General features: G+C 57.8%; 16 protein-coding genes and 3 pseudogenes. 12 read left to right on the top strand and 7 right to left on the bottom strand.

The features are described 5' to 3' along the window. Nucleotides 1-2: 2 nt before the first annotated feature. The 5 genes from QFX16_RS08035 (at nucleotide 3) to QFX16_RS08015 (ending at nucleotide 4,653) form a co-directional block, all read left to right on the top strand. Nucleotides 3-425, top strand: a complete 423-nt coding sequence (locus tag QFX16_RS08035; protein ID WP_283183510.1) for a YybH family protein — start codon at nucleotides 3-5, stop codon at nucleotides 423-425. A gap of 55 nt (nucleotides 426-480) precedes the next feature. Then, nucleotides 481-1,992 carry a purine-cytosine permease family protein gene (locus QFX16_RS08030; protein ID WP_283183509.1) on the top strand — a complete coding sequence of 504 codons (1,512 nt, stop codon included), beginning with the start codon at nucleotides 481-483 and terminating at the stop codon, nucleotides 1,990-1,992. 164 nt (nucleotides 1,993-2,156) lie between these two features. After that, the gene (locus tag QFX16_RS08025; RefSeq protein WP_283183508.1) at nucleotides 2,157-3,536 is read left to right on the top strand and encodes a sodium:solute symporter family protein; all 1,380 of its coding nucleotides are present in this window, start codon (nucleotides 2,157-2,159) and stop codon (nucleotides 3,534-3,536) included. An 84-nt stretch (nucleotides 3,537-3,620) separates the two neighbouring features. Continuing rightward, nucleotides 3,621-4,346, top strand: coding sequence for an MBL fold metallo-hydrolase (locus tag QFX16_RS08020; RefSeq protein WP_283183507.1), 726 nt, complete (start codon nucleotides 3,621-3,623; stop codon nucleotides 4,344-4,346). A gap of 55 nt (nucleotides 4,347-4,401) precedes the next feature. Further along, nucleotides 4,402-4,653 carry an acyl carrier protein gene (locus QFX16_RS08015; protein WP_283183506.1) on the top strand — a complete coding sequence of 84 codons (252 nt, stop codon included), beginning with the start codon at nucleotides 4,402-4,404 and terminating at the stop codon, nucleotides 4,651-4,653. Between the two features lie 207 nt (nucleotides 4,654-4,860). Here the strand turns inward: QFX16_RS08015 and QFX16_RS08010 are convergent, their stop codons facing one another. Together QFX16_RS08010 and QFX16_RS08005 are read right to left on the bottom strand one after the other, a co-directional pair. Further along, nucleotides 4,861-4,989: a PA1414 family protein gene (locus QFX16_RS08010; RefSeq protein WP_007914492.1), complete on the bottom strand. Its 129-nt coding sequence runs from the start codon at nucleotides 4,987-4,989 to the stop codon at nucleotides 4,861-4,863. 139 nt (nucleotides 4,990-5,128) lie between these two features. After that, nucleotides 5,129-5,365 (bottom strand): annotated as a pseudogene (locus QFX16_RS08005) (LysR substrate-binding domain-containing protein); the annotation flags it as partial. On the opposite strand from QFX16_RS08005, the pseudogene QFX16_RS08000 reads away from it, so the two are divergent. Further along, nucleotides 5,356-5,622, top strand: a pseudogene (locus QFX16_RS08000) (YbfB/YjiJ family MFS transporter); the annotation flags it as partial. The pseudogenes QFX16_RS08005 and QFX16_RS08000 sit on opposite strands and share 10 nt — an antisense overlap. On the opposite strand, the gene QFX16_RS07995 reads toward QFX16_RS08000, so the two are convergent. Further along, nucleotides 5,567-6,499, bottom strand: a complete 933-nt coding sequence (locus QFX16_RS07995) for a DMT family transporter (RefSeq protein ID WP_283183505.1) — start codon at nucleotides 6,497-6,499, stop codon at nucleotides 5,567-5,569. The pseudogene QFX16_RS08000 and the gene QFX16_RS07995 overlap by 56 nt on opposite strands. Before the next feature lie 129 nt (nucleotides 6,500-6,628). Next, nucleotides 6,629-7,465, bottom strand: coding sequence for a CvfB family protein (locus QFX16_RS07990; protein WP_283183504.1), 837 nt, complete (start codon nucleotides 7,463-7,465; stop codon nucleotides 6,629-6,631). A 351-nt stretch (nucleotides 7,466-7,816) separates the two neighbouring features. Here QFX16_RS07990 and QFX16_RS07985 point away from each other — a divergent pair, with 351 nt between their 5' ends. From QFX16_RS07985 to QFX16_RS07975, 3 genes are all read left to right on the top strand, one after another. Continuing rightward, nucleotides 7,817-8,005, top strand: coding sequence for a PFL_1563 family small protein (locus QFX16_RS07985; protein ID WP_017337097.1), 189 nt, complete (start codon nucleotides 7,817-7,819; stop codon nucleotides 8,003-8,005). 219 nt (nucleotides 8,006-8,224) lie between these two features. Further along, nucleotides 8,225-8,941 (top strand): TorF family putative porin, encoded by a 717-nt coding sequence (locus QFX16_RS07980; RefSeq protein WP_283183503.1) that lies wholly within the window; start codon nucleotides 8,225-8,227, stop codon nucleotides 8,939-8,941. A gap of 80 nt (nucleotides 8,942-9,021) precedes the next feature. After that, entirely contained in the window at nucleotides 9,022-9,891 is an 870-nt protein-coding gene (locus tag QFX16_RS07975) for a DUF6279 family lipoprotein (RefSeq protein ID WP_283183502.1), read from the top strand. A gap of 126 nt (nucleotides 9,892-10,017) precedes the next feature. Here QFX16_RS07975 and QFX16_RS07970 read toward each other — a convergent pair whose 3' ends face one another. After that, on the bottom strand, nucleotides 10,018-10,410 hold the full coding sequence (locus tag QFX16_RS07970; RefSeq protein WP_283183501.1) for a transcriptional regulator: 393 nt from the start codon (nucleotides 10,408-10,410) through the stop codon (nucleotides 10,018-10,020). Between the two features lie 177 nt (nucleotides 10,411-10,587). Between QFX16_RS07970 and QFX16_RS07965 the strand changes: the two genes are divergently transcribed. Together QFX16_RS07965 and QFX16_RS07960 are read left to right on the top strand one after the other, a co-directional pair. Next, on the top strand, nucleotides 10,588-11,322 hold the full coding sequence (locus QFX16_RS07965) for a DUF899 domain-containing protein (protein WP_283183500.1): 735 nt from the start codon (nucleotides 10,588-10,590) through the stop codon (nucleotides 11,320-11,322). 308 nt (nucleotides 11,323-11,630) lie between these two features. Continuing rightward, nucleotides 11,631-11,906, top strand: a complete 276-nt coding sequence (locus QFX16_RS07960) for a hypothetical protein (protein WP_283183499.1) — start codon at nucleotides 11,631-11,633, stop codon at nucleotides 11,904-11,906. Between the two features lie 70 nt (nucleotides 11,907-11,976). On the opposite strand, the gene QFX16_RS07955 is transcribed toward QFX16_RS07960, so the two are convergent. Continuing rightward, nucleotides 11,977-13,323, bottom strand: a complete 1,347-nt coding sequence (locus QFX16_RS07955) for a DEAD/DEAH box helicase (RefSeq protein WP_064679181.1) — start codon at nucleotides 13,321-13,323, stop codon at nucleotides 11,977-11,979. Between the two features lie 193 nt (nucleotides 13,324-13,516). Here QFX16_RS07955 and QFX16_RS07950 point away from each other — a divergent pair. Then, nucleotides 13,517-14,221, top strand: a pseudogene (locus tag QFX16_RS07950) (mechanosensitive ion channel domain-containing protein); the annotation flags it as partial. 278 nt (nucleotides 14,222-14,499) lie between these two features. Here QFX16_RS07950 and QFX16_RS07945 read toward each other — a convergent pair. Then, nucleotides 14,500-14,928, bottom strand: coding sequence for a hypothetical protein (locus tag QFX16_RS07945; RefSeq protein WP_283183498.1), 429 nt, complete (start codon nucleotides 14,926-14,928; stop codon nucleotides 14,500-14,502). Nucleotides 14,929-14,957 lie beyond the last annotated feature (29 nt).

The following is a 14,957-nucleotide window of genomic DNA, read 5'->3' as shown; positions in this document are numbered from 1 at the left end:
TCATGAACGAACGTGATCAGGTACTCAAGGCCGCTGCCGATCTGGTGTCAGCCTTTGCCCGTAACGATCGCGAGGCCTACTTCGGCGCGTTCAGCGCCGACGCGAGCTTCGTGTTCTACACCCTCGAACAGCCCCTGCTGTCGCGCGATGCCTATCAGGCGTTGTGGGACACCTGGCGCTCGGAGGATGGCTTCGAGGTGCTTTCGTGTACTTCAAGCAACGCCTTTGTCAGCCTGCAAGGTGACGTGGCGATTTTCATCCATGACGTGGCCACCGAGCTGCGCATGCAAGGGGAGCAACACTTCAGCCAGGAGCGCGAGACGATTGTTTTCAAGAAACAAGCGTCTGGCCAAGAACAACAAGGCCTATGGCTGGCCTGCCACGAACATTTGTCCGCAATGCCGGAAGGGCTGCCACCCCCTTAGCCAAAACAGGTGACGCTCACGCACGATGAGCGCGCCTTTATGATCGGAGCAGATCATGAATAACAACAACAAAGACCAAAGCCTTACGCAGATTGAAACCCACGGGGTCGAACAGATCCCGGATCATGAGCGCGACGCCCGACCCAGCGACCTGTTTCGCTTGATCTTCGGCGGCGCCAACACCTTTGCTACCGCCGTGCTCGGCAGTTTCCCGGTGCTGTTCGGCCTGTCGTTCCAGGCCGGTGTCTGGGCGATCGTGCTGGGCGTGTTACTCGGTGCGCTGATCCTCGCGCCGATGGGCCTGTTCGGCCCGATCAATGGCACCAACAACGCTGTGTCTTCCGGTGCGCACTTTGGCGTGCACGGGCGGATCGTCGGATCGTTTTTGTCGCTGTTGACCGCCATCGCCTTCTTCTCGCTCTCGGTGTGGAGTTCGGGTGATGCGCTGATCGGTGGTGCCAAACGCCTGATCGGTCTTCCGGAAACCGACCTGACCCTGGGGCTGGCCTACGGTCTGTTCGCGATCCTGGTACTGACCGTGTGCATCTATGGCTTTCGCTTCATGCTGTGGGTCAACCGCATCGCGGTGTGGGCGGCCAGTGCCCTGTTCCTGCTGGGCATCTTCGCCTTCGCCCCGACCTTCGATAGCCAGTTCGCCGGCACCGTCGCCATGGGCCAACCCGGTTTCTGGGCCGCCTTCATCGGCGCGGCGCTGGTGGCCATGAGCAACCCGATTTCCTTCGGTGCGTTCCTCGGTGACTGGTCGCGGTACATCCCGCGCGAAACCCCAAAAGGCCGGATCATGTTCGCCGTGATCGCCGCGCAAGTCGCCACCTTGATCCCGTTCCTGTTCGGTCTCGCCACCGCCACCATCGTGGCGATCAAGGCACCGGACTACATCGCAGCCAACAACTACGTGGGTGGGCTGCTGGCCGTCTCGCCGAGCTGGTTCTTCCTGCCGGTGTGCCTGATCGCAGTGATCGGCGGCATGTCCACCGGCACCACCTCGCTCTATGGCACCGGGCTGGACATGTCCAGCGTGTTCCCTCGTGTGCTGTCGCGGGTCAAGGCCACGCTGCTGATCGGCGTGATGTCGATTGCCTTCATCTTCATCGGGCGCTTTGCCGCGAACCTGGTGCAGAGCGTGTCGACCTTCGCCGTGCTGATCATCACCTGCACCACCCCGTGGATGGTGATCATGATCATCGGCCTGCTGGTGCGTCGCGGCTTCTACTGTCCGGATGACCTGCAAGTGTTCACCCGCGGCGAGAAAGGCGGTCGTTACTGGTTCACGCATGGCTGGAACTGGCGTGGGCTGGGTGCCTGGATCCCGAGCGCTGCGGTGGGCTTGTGCTTTGTGAACCTGCCTGGGCAGTTCGTGGGTCCGCTCGGTGAACTGGCCGGCGGCATCGACATCAGCTTGCCGGTCACCCTTGGCCTGGCGTCGCTGGTGTACCTGGCGCTGTTGAGCCTGTTCCCGGAATCGGCCGCGGTGTTCGGTCCAAACGATCCACGCAGCAAGGGTGCCAGCACAATCAAGAAATCTGAAATACGTCAGCCGGCTTGAAACCGCTTCCCCTGTGGGAGCGAGCCTGCTCGCGAAGACGGCGGCACATTCAACATCAATGTGACTGATAGACCGCTTTCGCGAGCAGGCTCGCTCCCACAGTGAGCAGCCCCACAGAACCATCTTTGTTTCACCATAAAAAAGACAATCGGAGACACGCCATCATGGCATTGGATTTATTCGTCGTTCTCATTTACGCCGCCGCGATGCTGGTACTCGGCTACTTCGGCATGCACAAGGCCAAGACCAACGAAGACTACTTGGTCGCCGGTCGTAACCTCGGCCCTACCCTGTACATGGGCACCATGGCCGCTACCGTTCTGGGCGGTGCTTCTACCGTCGGTACTGTGCGTCTGGGCTACGTCCATGGCATCTCCGGTTTCTGGCTCTGCGCCGCACTGGGTTGCGGGATCGTGGCGCTGAACCTGTTCCTCGCCAAACCGCTGCTGAAGCTGAAAATCTACACCGTTACCCAAGTGCTGGAAAAACGCTACAACCCGATGGCCCGCTCGGCGAGCGCGGCGATCATGCTGGCGTACGCGCTGATGATCGGCGTGACCTCGATCCTGGCAATCGGCACCGTGCTGCAAGTGCTGTTCGGCCTGCCGTTCTGGATCTCGGTACTGCTCGGCGGTGGCGTGGTGGTGATCTACTCGGCCATCGGCGGCATGTGGTCCCTGACCCTTACCGACATCGTCCAGTTCGTGATCAAGACCGTCGGCCTGATGTTCATCCTGTTGCCGATCTGCCTGTACCGCGTCGGCGGTTGGGATGAGTTGGTGTTGAAACTGCCGGAAGCCGCCTTCAGCTTCACCACCATCGGCTGGGACACCATCATCACCTACTTCATGATCTACTTCTTCGGGATCCTGATTGGCCAGGACATCTGGCAGCGTGTGTTCACCGTCAAGAGCGCCAAAGTGGCTCAGGTTGCCGGTACTTTCGCGGGCATCTATTGCATCTTCTACGGTTTGGCCTGTGCCCTGATCGGCATGGCCGCTCATGTACTGATCCCAGACCTGGACAACGTCAACAATGCCTTCGCCGCCATCGTCAAACTGTCCCTGCCAGACGGTATCCGTGGCCTGGTGATCGCTGCTGCACTGGCCGCCATGATGTCCACCGCCAGCGCCGGCCTGCTCGCCGCCGCCACCACCCTGACCGAAGACCTGCTGCCGAAACTGCGCGGCGGTAAACAGTCGAGCCTGGGCATCAACCGCCTGTTCACCCTGCTGACCGGCATCGCCGTGCTGGGTATCGCGCTGGTGGTGAACGACGTGATCAGCGCCCTGACCCTGGCCTACAACCTGTTGGTGGGTGGCATGCTGATCCCGCTGATCGGTGCAATTTTCTGGAAACGCGCAACCACGGCCGGCGCCATCGCCAGCATGGGCCTGGGCTTCGCCACAGCGCTGGTGTTCATGATCAAGGACGGAATGGACGCCAACACCCCGATCTACTACAGCCTCGGCGTGGGTCTGGTGAGTTTCGTGGTGGTCAGCTTGCTGTCCCCTCGCCCTGCAGCGGTGGCCAGCGCCGCCTAAGCTGAACATAACGACTTGATGCTTTCTTCGACGGGTGTGGCGTCGGTTGCCACATCCGTTTTTTTTCGTCTGGAGAAAACCTTGATGAAGATTGTTTCTCGCGATCAGTGGTTTGAAGTCAAACAACTCAGCGACAGCATTCGCCTGATTCACGAGCCTTACATCCGCCCCTTCTATCGCTGCAACCTCTGGCACATCCAGGGACGCGACAAAGACTTGCTGCTCGACAGCGGCTCCGGGTTGGTCAGCCTGCGCGAGCAACTGCCGTGGATCACCGAGCGGCCGCTGGTCGCCGTGGCCAGTCATTGCCATTTCGACCACATCGCCGGACACCACGAATTCCCTGAGCGGCTGGTGCATCCGGCTGAAGCGGACATCCTCGCCGCACCCGACGGCGACAACGATTTGAGCAAAGCCTTTGTCGGCGACGACATGTTCGAGGCTCACCCCGACTGCCCACTGTGCTACGCCGAATACCGGGTCAAAGCCGCGCCAGCCACCGGCCTGATCGAAGAAGGCGACGTGCTGGATCTGGGCAACCGCACGCTGCAAGTGCTGCATACGCCGGGGCATTCACCGGGCGGCATCAGCCTTTACGAAGCAGCGACCGAAACCCTGTTCAGCGGCGACATCATCTACGACGGGCCACTGATCGAAGACGCCTACCACTCCAACCTCGACGACTACGCCCGCAGCCTGCAGCGTTTGCGCGAGTTGCCGATCCGCACGGTGCACGGCGGGCATTTCGGGAGTTTTTCCGGGGAACATTTGCGCACGATGATTGACGAGTGGCAGCGCTTGCACGCCTGAAGCCTGCTGTACTCAGCCCCAGGGACAACAACAATAACGCCCTCGAAGAACAACCATGAAAAGAGCTGCCGTTCGTGCTGCCGTGCATCGTTTCATCCGCCGCCTGCTGGAGAGTCAGGATGACTTCGACGACAACGCGAGCCTGGCGCAATTGGGATTGGATAAAGAAGATATCGAAGAGCTGATCTTCCATCTGGAAGATGAGCTGGGTTTGACGGCATTTACGGCGGAGGAAGATCAGATGCTCAAGACCGCCAGAACGGCGAATGACTTGAGCCGGTTTTTGATGGAGATTGGGCGGCATTGAGTTTGCCACCTCTTGAGCTAGCGCGCCCCTGTAGCAGCTGCCGAGCCTGCGAGGCTGCGTTCGACCGCGAAGCAGTCGCAGAACATACAATTGCATTCCGTCAGTATTACGCGCGCGCACCGAACCTACGACTGCTTCGTCCGAACGCGGCCCGAGCCGAACGCAGCCTCGCGGTGCTCGGCAGCTGCTACAACGGCTGCGTTACGCTTACCGGCGGCGCTGCTGGCGTCGGCGTTGTTCGTCGTCAGTGCGAATAGGCACAGGTTGCAAAGGTGGTTCGATCAAACCGAGTGCAACACCCAGGTCGTGCAGCCAGTTTTGGATTTTCTCTTTCATGGTGCCCCCTTCAGGGTAGTGCCGAGTGGCCAAAATTCTGTAGCCACTTCGCACTGATAATAGTCCGAAGTCCTACGTAATGCTCGCCCAAAGTCGCAATGATCTGTTACTGAATTGATCAAAATACTTGACCGATAGTTCAAGCCAACGCCCGAGCCTGACTCGGCGCCGACGGATAGACCCATTTTTGCTGCTCAAGCCACGCATTCAAGTTCGTCCCGACCATGCCTTTTCGCCACATCAGCCACGTGGTGGCACTGGCAAATGGCTCGGCCAACGGATGCACCGCCACGCTTTCGCGGCCCGGCAGGCTGGCGAGCATCGACTCCGACATCAGCGCCACGCCCCAGCCGGCGATCACGCAGGCAGCTGGTGATGCAACGTTCCCGGGAACTGGCGCCCCACGCCACCCAGCGCCACCCAGCGCAACGCCGGGCTGCTGACGGCGTGCTTTGCGGTGGGTCAGCTCAGCGGGCCGTTGCTGGCGGCGTTAAGCAGCCACTTCAGCGGTGGTTTGCAGCCAGCGCGCTCGCTGGCTGTGGTTTGCTGGTGGCTGGCGGTTTACTGCTAAGTCCGGTCAGCTCTGCCCAAGGGCTTTGCGCAAGCGACGGCGCACCCACTGCTCAGCGCTGACAAACGTGATGCCCAACAGCACCAGCACCGCGCCGACAACGAAGTTGAAGCTCAGCTCTTCGCCCAGCAGCACCACGCCGAACGTGACGCCGAACAGCGGCGTCATGAACGAAAACACTGCCAGATTCGCCGCCAGATAACGGCGCAACAGCCAGAACCAGGTCAGGTAGCTGAAGAACGACACCACCAATCCCTGAAACAACACACTGGCCACCGCCACGGTGGTCAGGCTGACGTGGGTGACCTGGCCGCTGAGGATCGCGATCAGCAACAGGCCAACGAAACCGACAATCAATTGATAGAACAGCGTTAGCGTCACCGGCGCTTCCGACAGGCGCGAAGCGCGCACCACCACCGTGGTTGCACCCCATGACGCGCCAGCCAGCACGCCCAAGGCATCGCCCATCAACATGCGGTGATCGAGGTTGTCCCACGACACCCCGCCGGCAAAGGCGATGGCAATCCCGACGAAGGCGAGGAAAATCCCCAGCCACTGGACCGGTCTTAAACGCTCACTCGGCAAAAGCCAATGAACGCCCAATGCGGTGAAGATCGGCGCGGTGTAAAGGAACACCGACATGTGCGCGGCCGTGGTCAGTTGCAGGCCTTCGGAAATGAAGAAGAACTCCAGGCCAAAAAGCGCGCCAGCCAGTAGTCCACCGCGCCAGGTGTTGCCCATTTGATCCCAGCCGCCCTTCCAGCAGATCAACAATCCTACAAGTAACGCGGAAATACCCGAGCGCCCGGCGGCCTGCATGACCGGCGCGATGTCTGGCGCCGCCCACTTGATCATCACCTGCTGAATACCCCAGATCAGGCACAACCCAATCATCACTTGCAGGGCAAACCCATCGGCGCTGCGCCGGGTGGCGCTCACCGGAACACCTCGACAACACAAAACATGGCAGACACTCGACAGTAAAAAGCAAAGCCCCGACACAGGGCCGGGACTTTTTCATCACAGTCCAACCCGATGCAATCGCGTTACATGAGGGCGGGCGCGAGGTCAGCTCAGTTCAATGCGATCGGCATGAATAACGATTTGCCCGTTCTTGTACAACGCACCGATGGCCTTTTTGAAGTTGCCCTTGCTCACGCCAAACATGCTGGTGATAACCGTCGGGTCGCTCTTGTCGCTGACCGGCAGGCTGCCATTGTTGTCGCGCAGCTTGGCGAGAATCTTCGAGTTCAGGCTGGTGGCGGCTTCTTCGCCGACCGGTTGCAGGCTCAGGCTGATCTTGCCGTCGGAGCGGACTTCTTTGATAAAGCCCTTCTCTTCTTTACCGGCGCGCATGAACTTGAAGATTTCGTTCTTGTGAATCAGGCCCCAGTGCTTGTTGTTGATGATCGCCTTGAAGCCCATGTCGGTGGCTTCGGCAACCAGCAAATCAACTTCCTGGCCAGGGGTGTAGTTGGCCGGGGTCTTGTCGAGGTAGCGGTCCAGACGCGCCGTCGCGGTGATGCGGCGGGTGTGCTTGTCGAGGTAGACGTGCACCACCACATACTCGCCGGCGGTCATCTGACGCTTTTCTTCGGAGTACGGCAGCAACAGATCCTTCGGCAAGCCCCAATCCAGGAAAACACCGATGCTGTTGACTTCAACGACTTTTAAACTGGCGAATTCACCGACTTGAACTTTCGGCTTTTCGGTAGTTGCGATGAGTTTGTCATCGCTGTCCAGATAAATAAAAACGTTGAGCCAGTCTTCATCTTCGCTGGGAATATCTTTGGGAATATAACGATTAGGCAGGAGGATTTCGCCATCCGCGCCACCGTCCAGATATAAACCGAAGTTAGTGTGTTTAACCACTTGCAAACTGTTGTAGCGCCCGACTAAAGCCATTTCCAATACCCTCATTGCGTGGGCGGCATTCTACCCGGTTTTGCGGGATGCGTTCGCTGGCCAGCCCGGTGGCGCAAGAAAATCCTCTGAAGGGCTTAATTTTCCTGGGCTTTACCGCACGCACCAGGCCGCTCGTCAGGCCGTTCTGGAGATTTTCGCACCTGTCCGCCAGGCGGAAAACTGTAATTTTTCACGATTGTTCTTAGTTAAAACAGCAGCTTAGAGGCCTATTCAGAATAATAACTTGTGATTAATTCTTCATCTGCTCTGTGCATTTCGGGGGGATATTTACCAAGCAATTGTCAAGTATTTCCTGTACGATGCCTGGCCAAGTTAATTTTCTATAGGTTAATGGCCGCCATGCGTGTAAAAGCATCCAACAGCAAAGCAAAGCCAGCTCCAGCCGTTGAAACCAGCGAATCGATCAACAACCAGATTGCTGCGTTCCTCAAGTCCGGCGGAGAGATCCAACAAATTGCCAAAGGCGTCAGCGGCCAGACGTTCGGCCCGTCCAAGCAGATCACTCTGGGCAAGAAGTAACGTCCCCAAGATCCGCCGCGTCACCTGGTCCCTAAGCGCTTTGAGCTTCGAAGCGCTTGGACTGGAACCCTCCTCGCAACACCCCCGCAAACAAACCAATATTTCAAAAATCGACGAACGGCCCTCGATGCCGAGCATTCGCCGGTATGCTTGCACACGTCTAGATCAAGCGTTTCAGTAGGTTTTTAGTGCCTGCACCTCGCTGTCATGGAGTGACGCATGCTCAAACCCTCCTATTTATTGCTCGGCACCCTGCTGTCGTGTTCGGTCGCCAATGCGCAAATCTTTCAGCGTGAATTGGGCGACTTCGATCTCAAACTCGGCACTACCCCCAGCCGCAGCATGGCCCAGGGGCTGGTCAAACCTTCCAGCACCGGCTCGTTCCACGGTGGTCTCGACCTGAGTCACGACAGCGGTTTTTACGTGGGCCAATGGGCACCGAGCATGGGTTTAACGCCTGGGGCCAACCTTGAAGTCGACTCCTACATGGGCTTTAAACAGCCTTTCGATAATACCCTCGGGTACGAAGTCGGCATGATCCGTTACAGCTATCCGAAAGTGGACACCCTCGACAGCCAGGAGCTTTTCGGTGGCCTGACCTTTTTGGGCAGCCGTTTCGGCGCAGCCTTCAGCAATGACCCGGACAAACAGAACAGCACCGTATTCGCCGACCTCGGTGGCAATCAGCCCTTCGGCATCGGGATCAGCATGAAATACACCACCCACCAGCTCAACACGCCGGTGTCCGTAGACGGTGGGTATGTAGGCAGTTTCACCGACTGGTCAGTGCAACTTTCCCGCCCGTTCATGGGCGTCGATCTGGACCTGATCTACAGTGACTCCAGCTTGAGCGGCAACAGTTGCTCCGCCTATTCCGGGCACAACAGCCAATGCGACGGGCTAATCACCCTCAAGGCCGAACGCGCCTTTTATTGATCGGCTGAACTGCGAGGCTCATCCTGCGTTCACATAGAAAAGCCCATTAAAAAAGCCAGGCCTTCGCAAAGGATTCGCCCATGTCGCGCTGGTTGAAGTGTCTCGCCGTCGTTATCACCCTCAGTCTCGCCCTCGGTGCGTGCAGCCGCGTGGGCCTGGCCTATCGCAACCTCGACGTGATCATCCCGTGGACGCTCAGCGACTACCTGGACATGAACGGCGAGCAGAAAGGCTGGTTCAACGAGCGCCTCAAGGAACACCTGAGCTGGCACTGCACCACGCAACTGCCGGGCTACCTCGACTGGCTGGACCGCTTGCAGGTCATGGTCGAGACCAACCAGGTCACCGACGCTGCGCTGCAAACCCGCGTCAAGGAAGCCAAACAGGCCATCGCCCAGACCGCCCGGGAAATCACCCCGTCGGCCATTGAGCTGTTACAGGGGCTGGATGACAAGCAAGTCGCAGAGATGAACGACGCCTTTGTCAAGGACCAGAACAAGCGCCAGGAGCGATACCTCAAACCGTCTCTCGATCAACAGATCAAGGCGCGCAGCCAGCGTATGGAAAAACGCCTGAATGACTGGCTCGGCCCGCTCAGCGCAACCCAGCAGCTACGCGTTGTTGCGTGGTCCAACACCTTGGGTGACCAGAATACGCAATGGATCGCCAACCGTGCCCATTGGCAGAAGCAATTCAGTGCGACGGTTGCGCAGCGCCAGAGTCCAGAATTCCCACAGCGCATCGAGACGCTTCTGGTGAATCGCGAGAGCTTGTGGACGCCCGCTTATCGCCAGGCCTACGCCAGCACCGAAGCCCAGGCACGGGGACTGTTTGTAGATTTGATGGCCGAAAGCACACCGGAACAGCGCCAGCGGTTGTTGAAGAAGATCGAGGGTGTGAGGAAGGATTTCAATGATTTGAAGTGCCTGAAGGCAGCGCAACAGAGCTAAGCGCAACACAAATCCAATGTGGGAGCGAGCCTGCTCGCGATTACGGTGTATCAGTAAACAATGATGTTACTGATGTACCGCAATCGCGAGCGGGCTCGCTCCCACAATGGGTTATGGGGTGATTCGTCAGGCAATCTGCGCCCTCGACGCTATCTCATCAAACCTCACCTCATCCAGCGCATCTTCCTGCTCATCCAACACCTGCCGCGGATGGTCATTCCCCGGAATACTGCTGTCGATCAGGCTCAATAAACTCGAGCCCCGTGGCGTCAAAATGTAATTCGAACCGTTGCCACCTTGATCATCAGGCCGAGGCTCAATATAGCCGCGCGCCAACAGTAACTTTTCATATTCACCAGCCACTGCTTTCAGATGATCCAGGTTCTCAATCGCCTCGCCGTTCGCCGCTTTCTCCGCCGCGTACTGTTCGGCGTAGGGCCGTGGCGTAAAGCTGTGGCCGGCGCTGTTCTGCACCTCGTGCAACAAGCGTTCAATCAAATCCCAGTTATAAGTCGTCATCCTGATTCAACCTCCAAAGCCAGAGAGTGAGATGGCCTTCATAGGTTGTGACCGGCGCGGTTCGTAGCCGTTCAGCCGAGGTTTTGAACAGCACCGACCGGCGGTATGTCGAATTGGGCGTAGGTCAAACGACTAGGTTGTGTAAGTCACCTCCCAGCACCCCGCAGGAGAATCCCAATGAACATTCAGAATCATCCCGTCGTCTCCCGAGAAGAATGGCTCGCCGCCCGTAAGCAACACCTGACCCACGAAAAAGCCTTCACCAAAGATCGCGACAAACTCAGCGCCGAACGCCGCGCGCTGCCCTGGGTGAAAATCGACAAGGACTACCGCTTTCAGGGCCCGAACGGCGAACTGAAACTGGCCGACCTGTTCGGCGGCCGTAGCCAGTTGGTCATCTACCACTTCATGTTTGGCAAAGGCTGGGACGAAGGCTGTTCGGGCTGCTCGTTCCTGTCCGACCACATCGACGGTGCCAACCAACACCTGGCCCACCATGACGTCGCCGTGGTGGCGGTTTCCCACGCACCGTTCGCCGAATTCCAGGCCTTCAAACGGCGTATGGGCTGGAAATTCGATTGGGTGTCGTCAGAAGGCTGCGACTTCAACTACGACTTCGGCGTCTCGGCCCGAGCAGAAGACGTCACCGCCGGCAAAGCCACCTACAACTACGAAAAATCCGACGGGGCCGAAGAAGAACTCCCCGGCCTCAGCGTGTTTTATCGCAACGATGCTGGTGAGATTTTCCACACCTATTCCACTTATGCCCGCGGTCTGGACATGTTGGTCGGGGCTTACAACTACTTGGACCTGACGCCCAAGGGGCGCAATGAAGAGGAAATCATGGAGTGGGTGAGGCTACATGATCAGTATGACGACAAGGCAGCGGCCAGTTGCTGCCATGGGGGATAGACCACAGAGCACATTGGATTTGTACCGAACACACTATCTCCAAATACCGAAAATCCACTGTGGGAGTGAGCTTGCTCCCACAGATGTTGACAGTGTTTAGTCATCAGCAAATTGCCTGAGACTATCCGACCGCACCAGGACATTTCCCCTACATCAAGTTCAGAAACGGAGCTCTGTACCGCTGGGCGGCTGATCCTTATAGTCAAACCGACGCCCAAAAGGCGACCGGGTTTGGCGTCTCTGAACTTTTTACGCCCTTCAACCCTCAACCGGATAACCCGTCTTAACCGGAAATGAGGCCCACCCCAATGAAAACCCTGCTGAAACTCACCCTCGCCGCCACCCTCGCCTGCGCCCTCCCCGCCTGGGCTTGCACCCCCGAGGAAGCCACTGAAAAACGCGAACAATTAGCCAAGGAAGTGACCAAGCTCACCGAACAAAATCCGGCCAAGGCCAAGGAGATCAACGCTGAGCTGCAGAAAATGGATCTGGAGACGGCGAGCAAGGATCTGCCGGACAAGTGCCAGTTAATTGATCAGCGATTGAAGGAACTGAGTTCGGCGGAGAAGAAAGCCGAGAGTTAATCAAGCTCAGGAATTTCAGGCATAAAAAAACCGGACATTGGTCCGGTTTTTTATGGGTCGCTAAAACTGCTTATTCAGCAGCCGGCGCTTCCGGCTTGCGGCGCTTGAGCGGCGCCATGCCGTCCTTGCTGACCAGCGACAGGGCGTCGGTCTTCGGGCGGTTGGCGATTTTGCGTTTGGTCGGTGCCTTGGCGCCGGTTTTCTTCTTGTCGCCTTTGGCGTCGACTTTTTTCTTCTTCACGCCAACGGCTTTGCCCGAGGCCTTGACCTTTTTCGGTCCGCCGTAGGTGCCTTTGACTTCCTTGATGGTACGGCGCTCGAAGCTCTGCTTGAGGTAGCGCTCGACGCTCGACATCAGGTTCCAGTCGCCGTGGCAGATCAGCGAGATGGCCAGGCCATCGTTGCCGGCACGGCCGGTACGACCGATGCGGTGAACATACTCGTCGCCGCTGCGTGGCATGTCGAAGTTGATCACCAGGTCCAGGCCGTCCACGTCGAGGCCGCGAGCGGCGACGTCGGTGGCAACCAGGATTTTCACGCCGCCCTGCTTCAGGCGGTCAATGGCCAGCTTGCGATCCTTCTGGTCTTTGTCACCGTGCAGGACAAACGCTTTGTATTCCTGCGCCACTAGACGGCCGTAGATACGGTCAGCCATGGCCCGGGTGTTGGTGAACACGATGGCCTTCTGGTAGGTCTCGTTGGCCAGCAGCCAGTTCACGATCTGTTCTTTGTGCTGGTTGTGGTCAGCGGTGATGATCTGCTGACGGGTGGTCGCGTTCAGATCGCTGACGTTGTTCAGCTGCAGGTGCTCAGGGTTGTTCAACACCTTGGCGACCATCTCGCGCAGGCCCGAACCACCAGTGGTGGCGGAGAACAGCATGGTCTGCTGGCGGTTGGTGCACTCTTGCACCAGACGCTGGACGTCTTCGGCAAAGCCCATGTCGAGCATGCGGTCGGCTTCGTCGAGGACCAGTACTTCGACTTCTTTGAGGTCGAGGTTGCCGGCGTTCAGTTGCTCGATCATCCGGCCCGGCGTACCGATCAGAATGTCCGGCACCTTGCGCAGCATGGCAGCCTGGACCTTGAAGTCTTCACCGCCGGTAATCAGGCCGGACTTGATGAAGGTGAACTGAGCGAAACGCTCAACTTCCTTGATGGTTTGCTGGGCCAGCTCGCGGGTCGGCAGCAGGATCAGGGTCTTGATGCTGACGCGGACTTTAGCCGGGCCGATCAGACGGTTGAGGATCGGCAAAACGAATGCAGCGGTTTTGCCGCTGCCGGTTTGCGCTGTCACCCGCAGGTCACGCCCTTGGAGCGCCAGCGGAATAGCCGCTGCTTGCACTGGCGTTGGCTCGACAAATTTAAGCTCGGCCACGGCTTTGAGCAGGCGTTCGTGCAGGGCGAATTGGGAAAACACGGGTGCTACCTCGAAGAAATACAAAAAAACAGCTGCATAGGGTAACGGTTTCGAGCGCTCAGGCCGAGTTTCTTTATACAAACGGCGCTAAACAGTGGTTTTTTTGTTGCGTCTTTTGTCCTCAAACGTCATCCAAAGCGTCTTAAATGCTCTAATTGCCCCGTCGCGTCCTACAGAAGAACCGTTTTTACCCATGGATATCAAACAGCTCTGGCTCAACGTCCAAGACCTTTGGGGTGCGCTCGATCAGCACCCGCTCCTGCATTCCAGCCTGGCGCTGATGGTGTTGCTGGTGATTGCACTGGTCCTCGGACGAGTGGCGCGTTACCTGATCCTGCATGCGACCAAAATGCTTGGCCGCCAGCCGGCGCTGCACTGGGTCAACGATTTACGCCACAACAAGGTCTTTCATCGCCTGGCACAGATGACGCCGTCGCTGGTGATCCAGTTCGGCTTGCACCTGGTGCCGGAGCTGAGCAAGACCAGCCTGATCTTCCTTGGCAATGTGGCGCTGGCGTTCACCATTCTATTTCTGGTGCTGGCCATCAGCGCCGTGCTCAACGCCCTGCTGGACATCTACGCGCGCACCGAACATGCCCGTACCCGCTCGATCAAAGGCTACATACAACTGGCGAAAATGGTCTTGTACGTGTTTGGCGCGATCATCATCGTTGGCACCCTCATCGACCGTTCGCCGCTATTGCTGCTGTCGGGTCTGGGCGCCATGTCGGCGGTAATTCTGTTGGTCTACAAGGACACCCTGCTGTCGTTCGTCGCCAGCGTGCAGCTGACCAGCAACGACATGCTGCGGGTCGGTGACTGGATCGAGATGCCGCAAGTCGGCGCCGACGGTGACGTGGTCGACATCACGCTGCACACGGTCAAGGTGCAGAATTACGCGTGAGTTACAGCCATTTTTTCAATATCGTGAGTTGGCGCATGGACATGGACATCCCTCGCAAAGCACAAGATTTCCTTGGTCAACCCTCCACAACATTACTGCGCTTGCAGCGCAAAGCATCGCTAGGCGTGCTTTGGCGTAATGGACCGGGAAGAGAGAAGGAATGTTAAAAGAGGGAAATGATGGCGCAATCAGTAAGGGAGCAGCATTGGACAGCGGATATCACCGAGGGAAAGAGTTACGAGCGGGAATGGACAAATGGACAGCCCGAGGTCTCAGTCTCCTTGATGTCCATCGCGCGGTCGAATAGGAACCACATTGCTGACTTTCCTGAGACTCTCCTCTGCCTTGTCCAGTTGCATGAGAAGCATAAGCTCGCGTGCTAATCCGGCTTTGTACATTTCCTTAAAACTATCAGCTGTGGCCTTTTCCTTTGAGGCTTTATCTTTCGCTTCACTTACCTTAAACGAACCTGGGGCGCGTGCTTCCATCTGTTGCCGCGCGCGGACTTTTATTTCTTCTATCAATGCTCTATAAACTGGTCGGCTTTTCTTGATACTGCCTTCGCTTTTTCCGGCTTCCAACGCAACCGAATTCAGCGTTATTTTACTTCCCGCCGGAACAATTAAGGTTTTATTTTCAACCAATCGATTGAGGGCTTCATAATAAGGAAGCAGCGTTGACGTCAGCTCATTACTATCCACAACACAGCCCTCATCAAATAATAAACCTA

The organism is Pseudomonas svalbardensis, from assembly GCF_030053115.1.
GTDB classification, from domain to species: domain Bacteria; phylum Pseudomonadota; class Gammaproteobacteria; order Pseudomonadales; family Pseudomonadaceae; genus Aquipseudomonas; species Aquipseudomonas svalbardensis.
The sequence above is the reverse complement of the archived record's forward strand: the minus strand, read 5'-3'. Positions and strand labels throughout refer to the sequence as shown.

Coding starts and splice junctions, on each gene's coding strand:
- QFX16_RS08035 (WP_283183510.1), top strand. CDS start 3: ATGAACGAACGTGATCAGGTACTCAAGGCCGCTGCCGATCTGGTGTCA.
- QFX16_RS08030 (WP_283183509.1), top strand. CDS start 481: ATGAATAACAACAACAAAGACCAAAGCCTTACGCAGATTGAAACCCAC.
- QFX16_RS08025 (WP_283183508.1), top strand. CDS start 2,157: ATGGCATTGGATTTATTCGTCGTTCTCATTTACGCCGCCGCGATGCTG.
- QFX16_RS08020 (WP_283183507.1), top strand. CDS start 3,621: ATGAAGATTGTTTCTCGCGATCAGTGGTTTGAAGTCAAACAACTCAGC.
- QFX16_RS08015 (WP_283183506.1), top strand. CDS start 4,402: ATGAAAAGAGCTGCCGTTCGTGCTGCCGTGCATCGTTTCATCCGCCGC.
- QFX16_RS08010 (WP_007914492.1), bottom strand. CDS start 4,989: ATGAAAGAGAAAATCCAAAACTGGCTGCACGACCTGGGTGTTGCACTC.
- QFX16_RS07990 (WP_283183504.1), bottom strand. CDS start 7,465: ATGGCTTTAGTCGGGCGCTACAACAGTTTGCAAGTGGTTAAACACACT.
- QFX16_RS07985 (WP_017337097.1), top strand. CDS start 7,817: ATGGCCGCCATGCGTGTAAAAGCATCCAACAGCAAAGCAAAGCCAGCT.
- QFX16_RS07980 (WP_283183503.1), top strand. CDS start 8,225: ATGCTCAAACCCTCCTATTTATTGCTCGGCACCCTGCTGTCGTGTTCG.
- QFX16_RS07975 (WP_283183502.1), top strand. CDS start 9,022: ATGTCGCGCTGGTTGAAGTGTCTCGCCGTCGTTATCACCCTCAGTCTC.
- QFX16_RS07970 (WP_283183501.1), bottom strand. CDS start 10,410: ATGACGACTTATAACTGGGATTTGATTGAACGCTTGTTGCACGAGGTG.
- QFX16_RS07965 (WP_283183500.1), top strand. CDS start 10,588: ATGAACATTCAGAATCATCCCGTCGTCTCCCGAGAAGAATGGCTCGCC.
- QFX16_RS07960 (WP_283183499.1), top strand. CDS start 11,631: ATGAAAACCCTGCTGAAACTCACCCTCGCCGCCACCCTCGCCTGCGCC.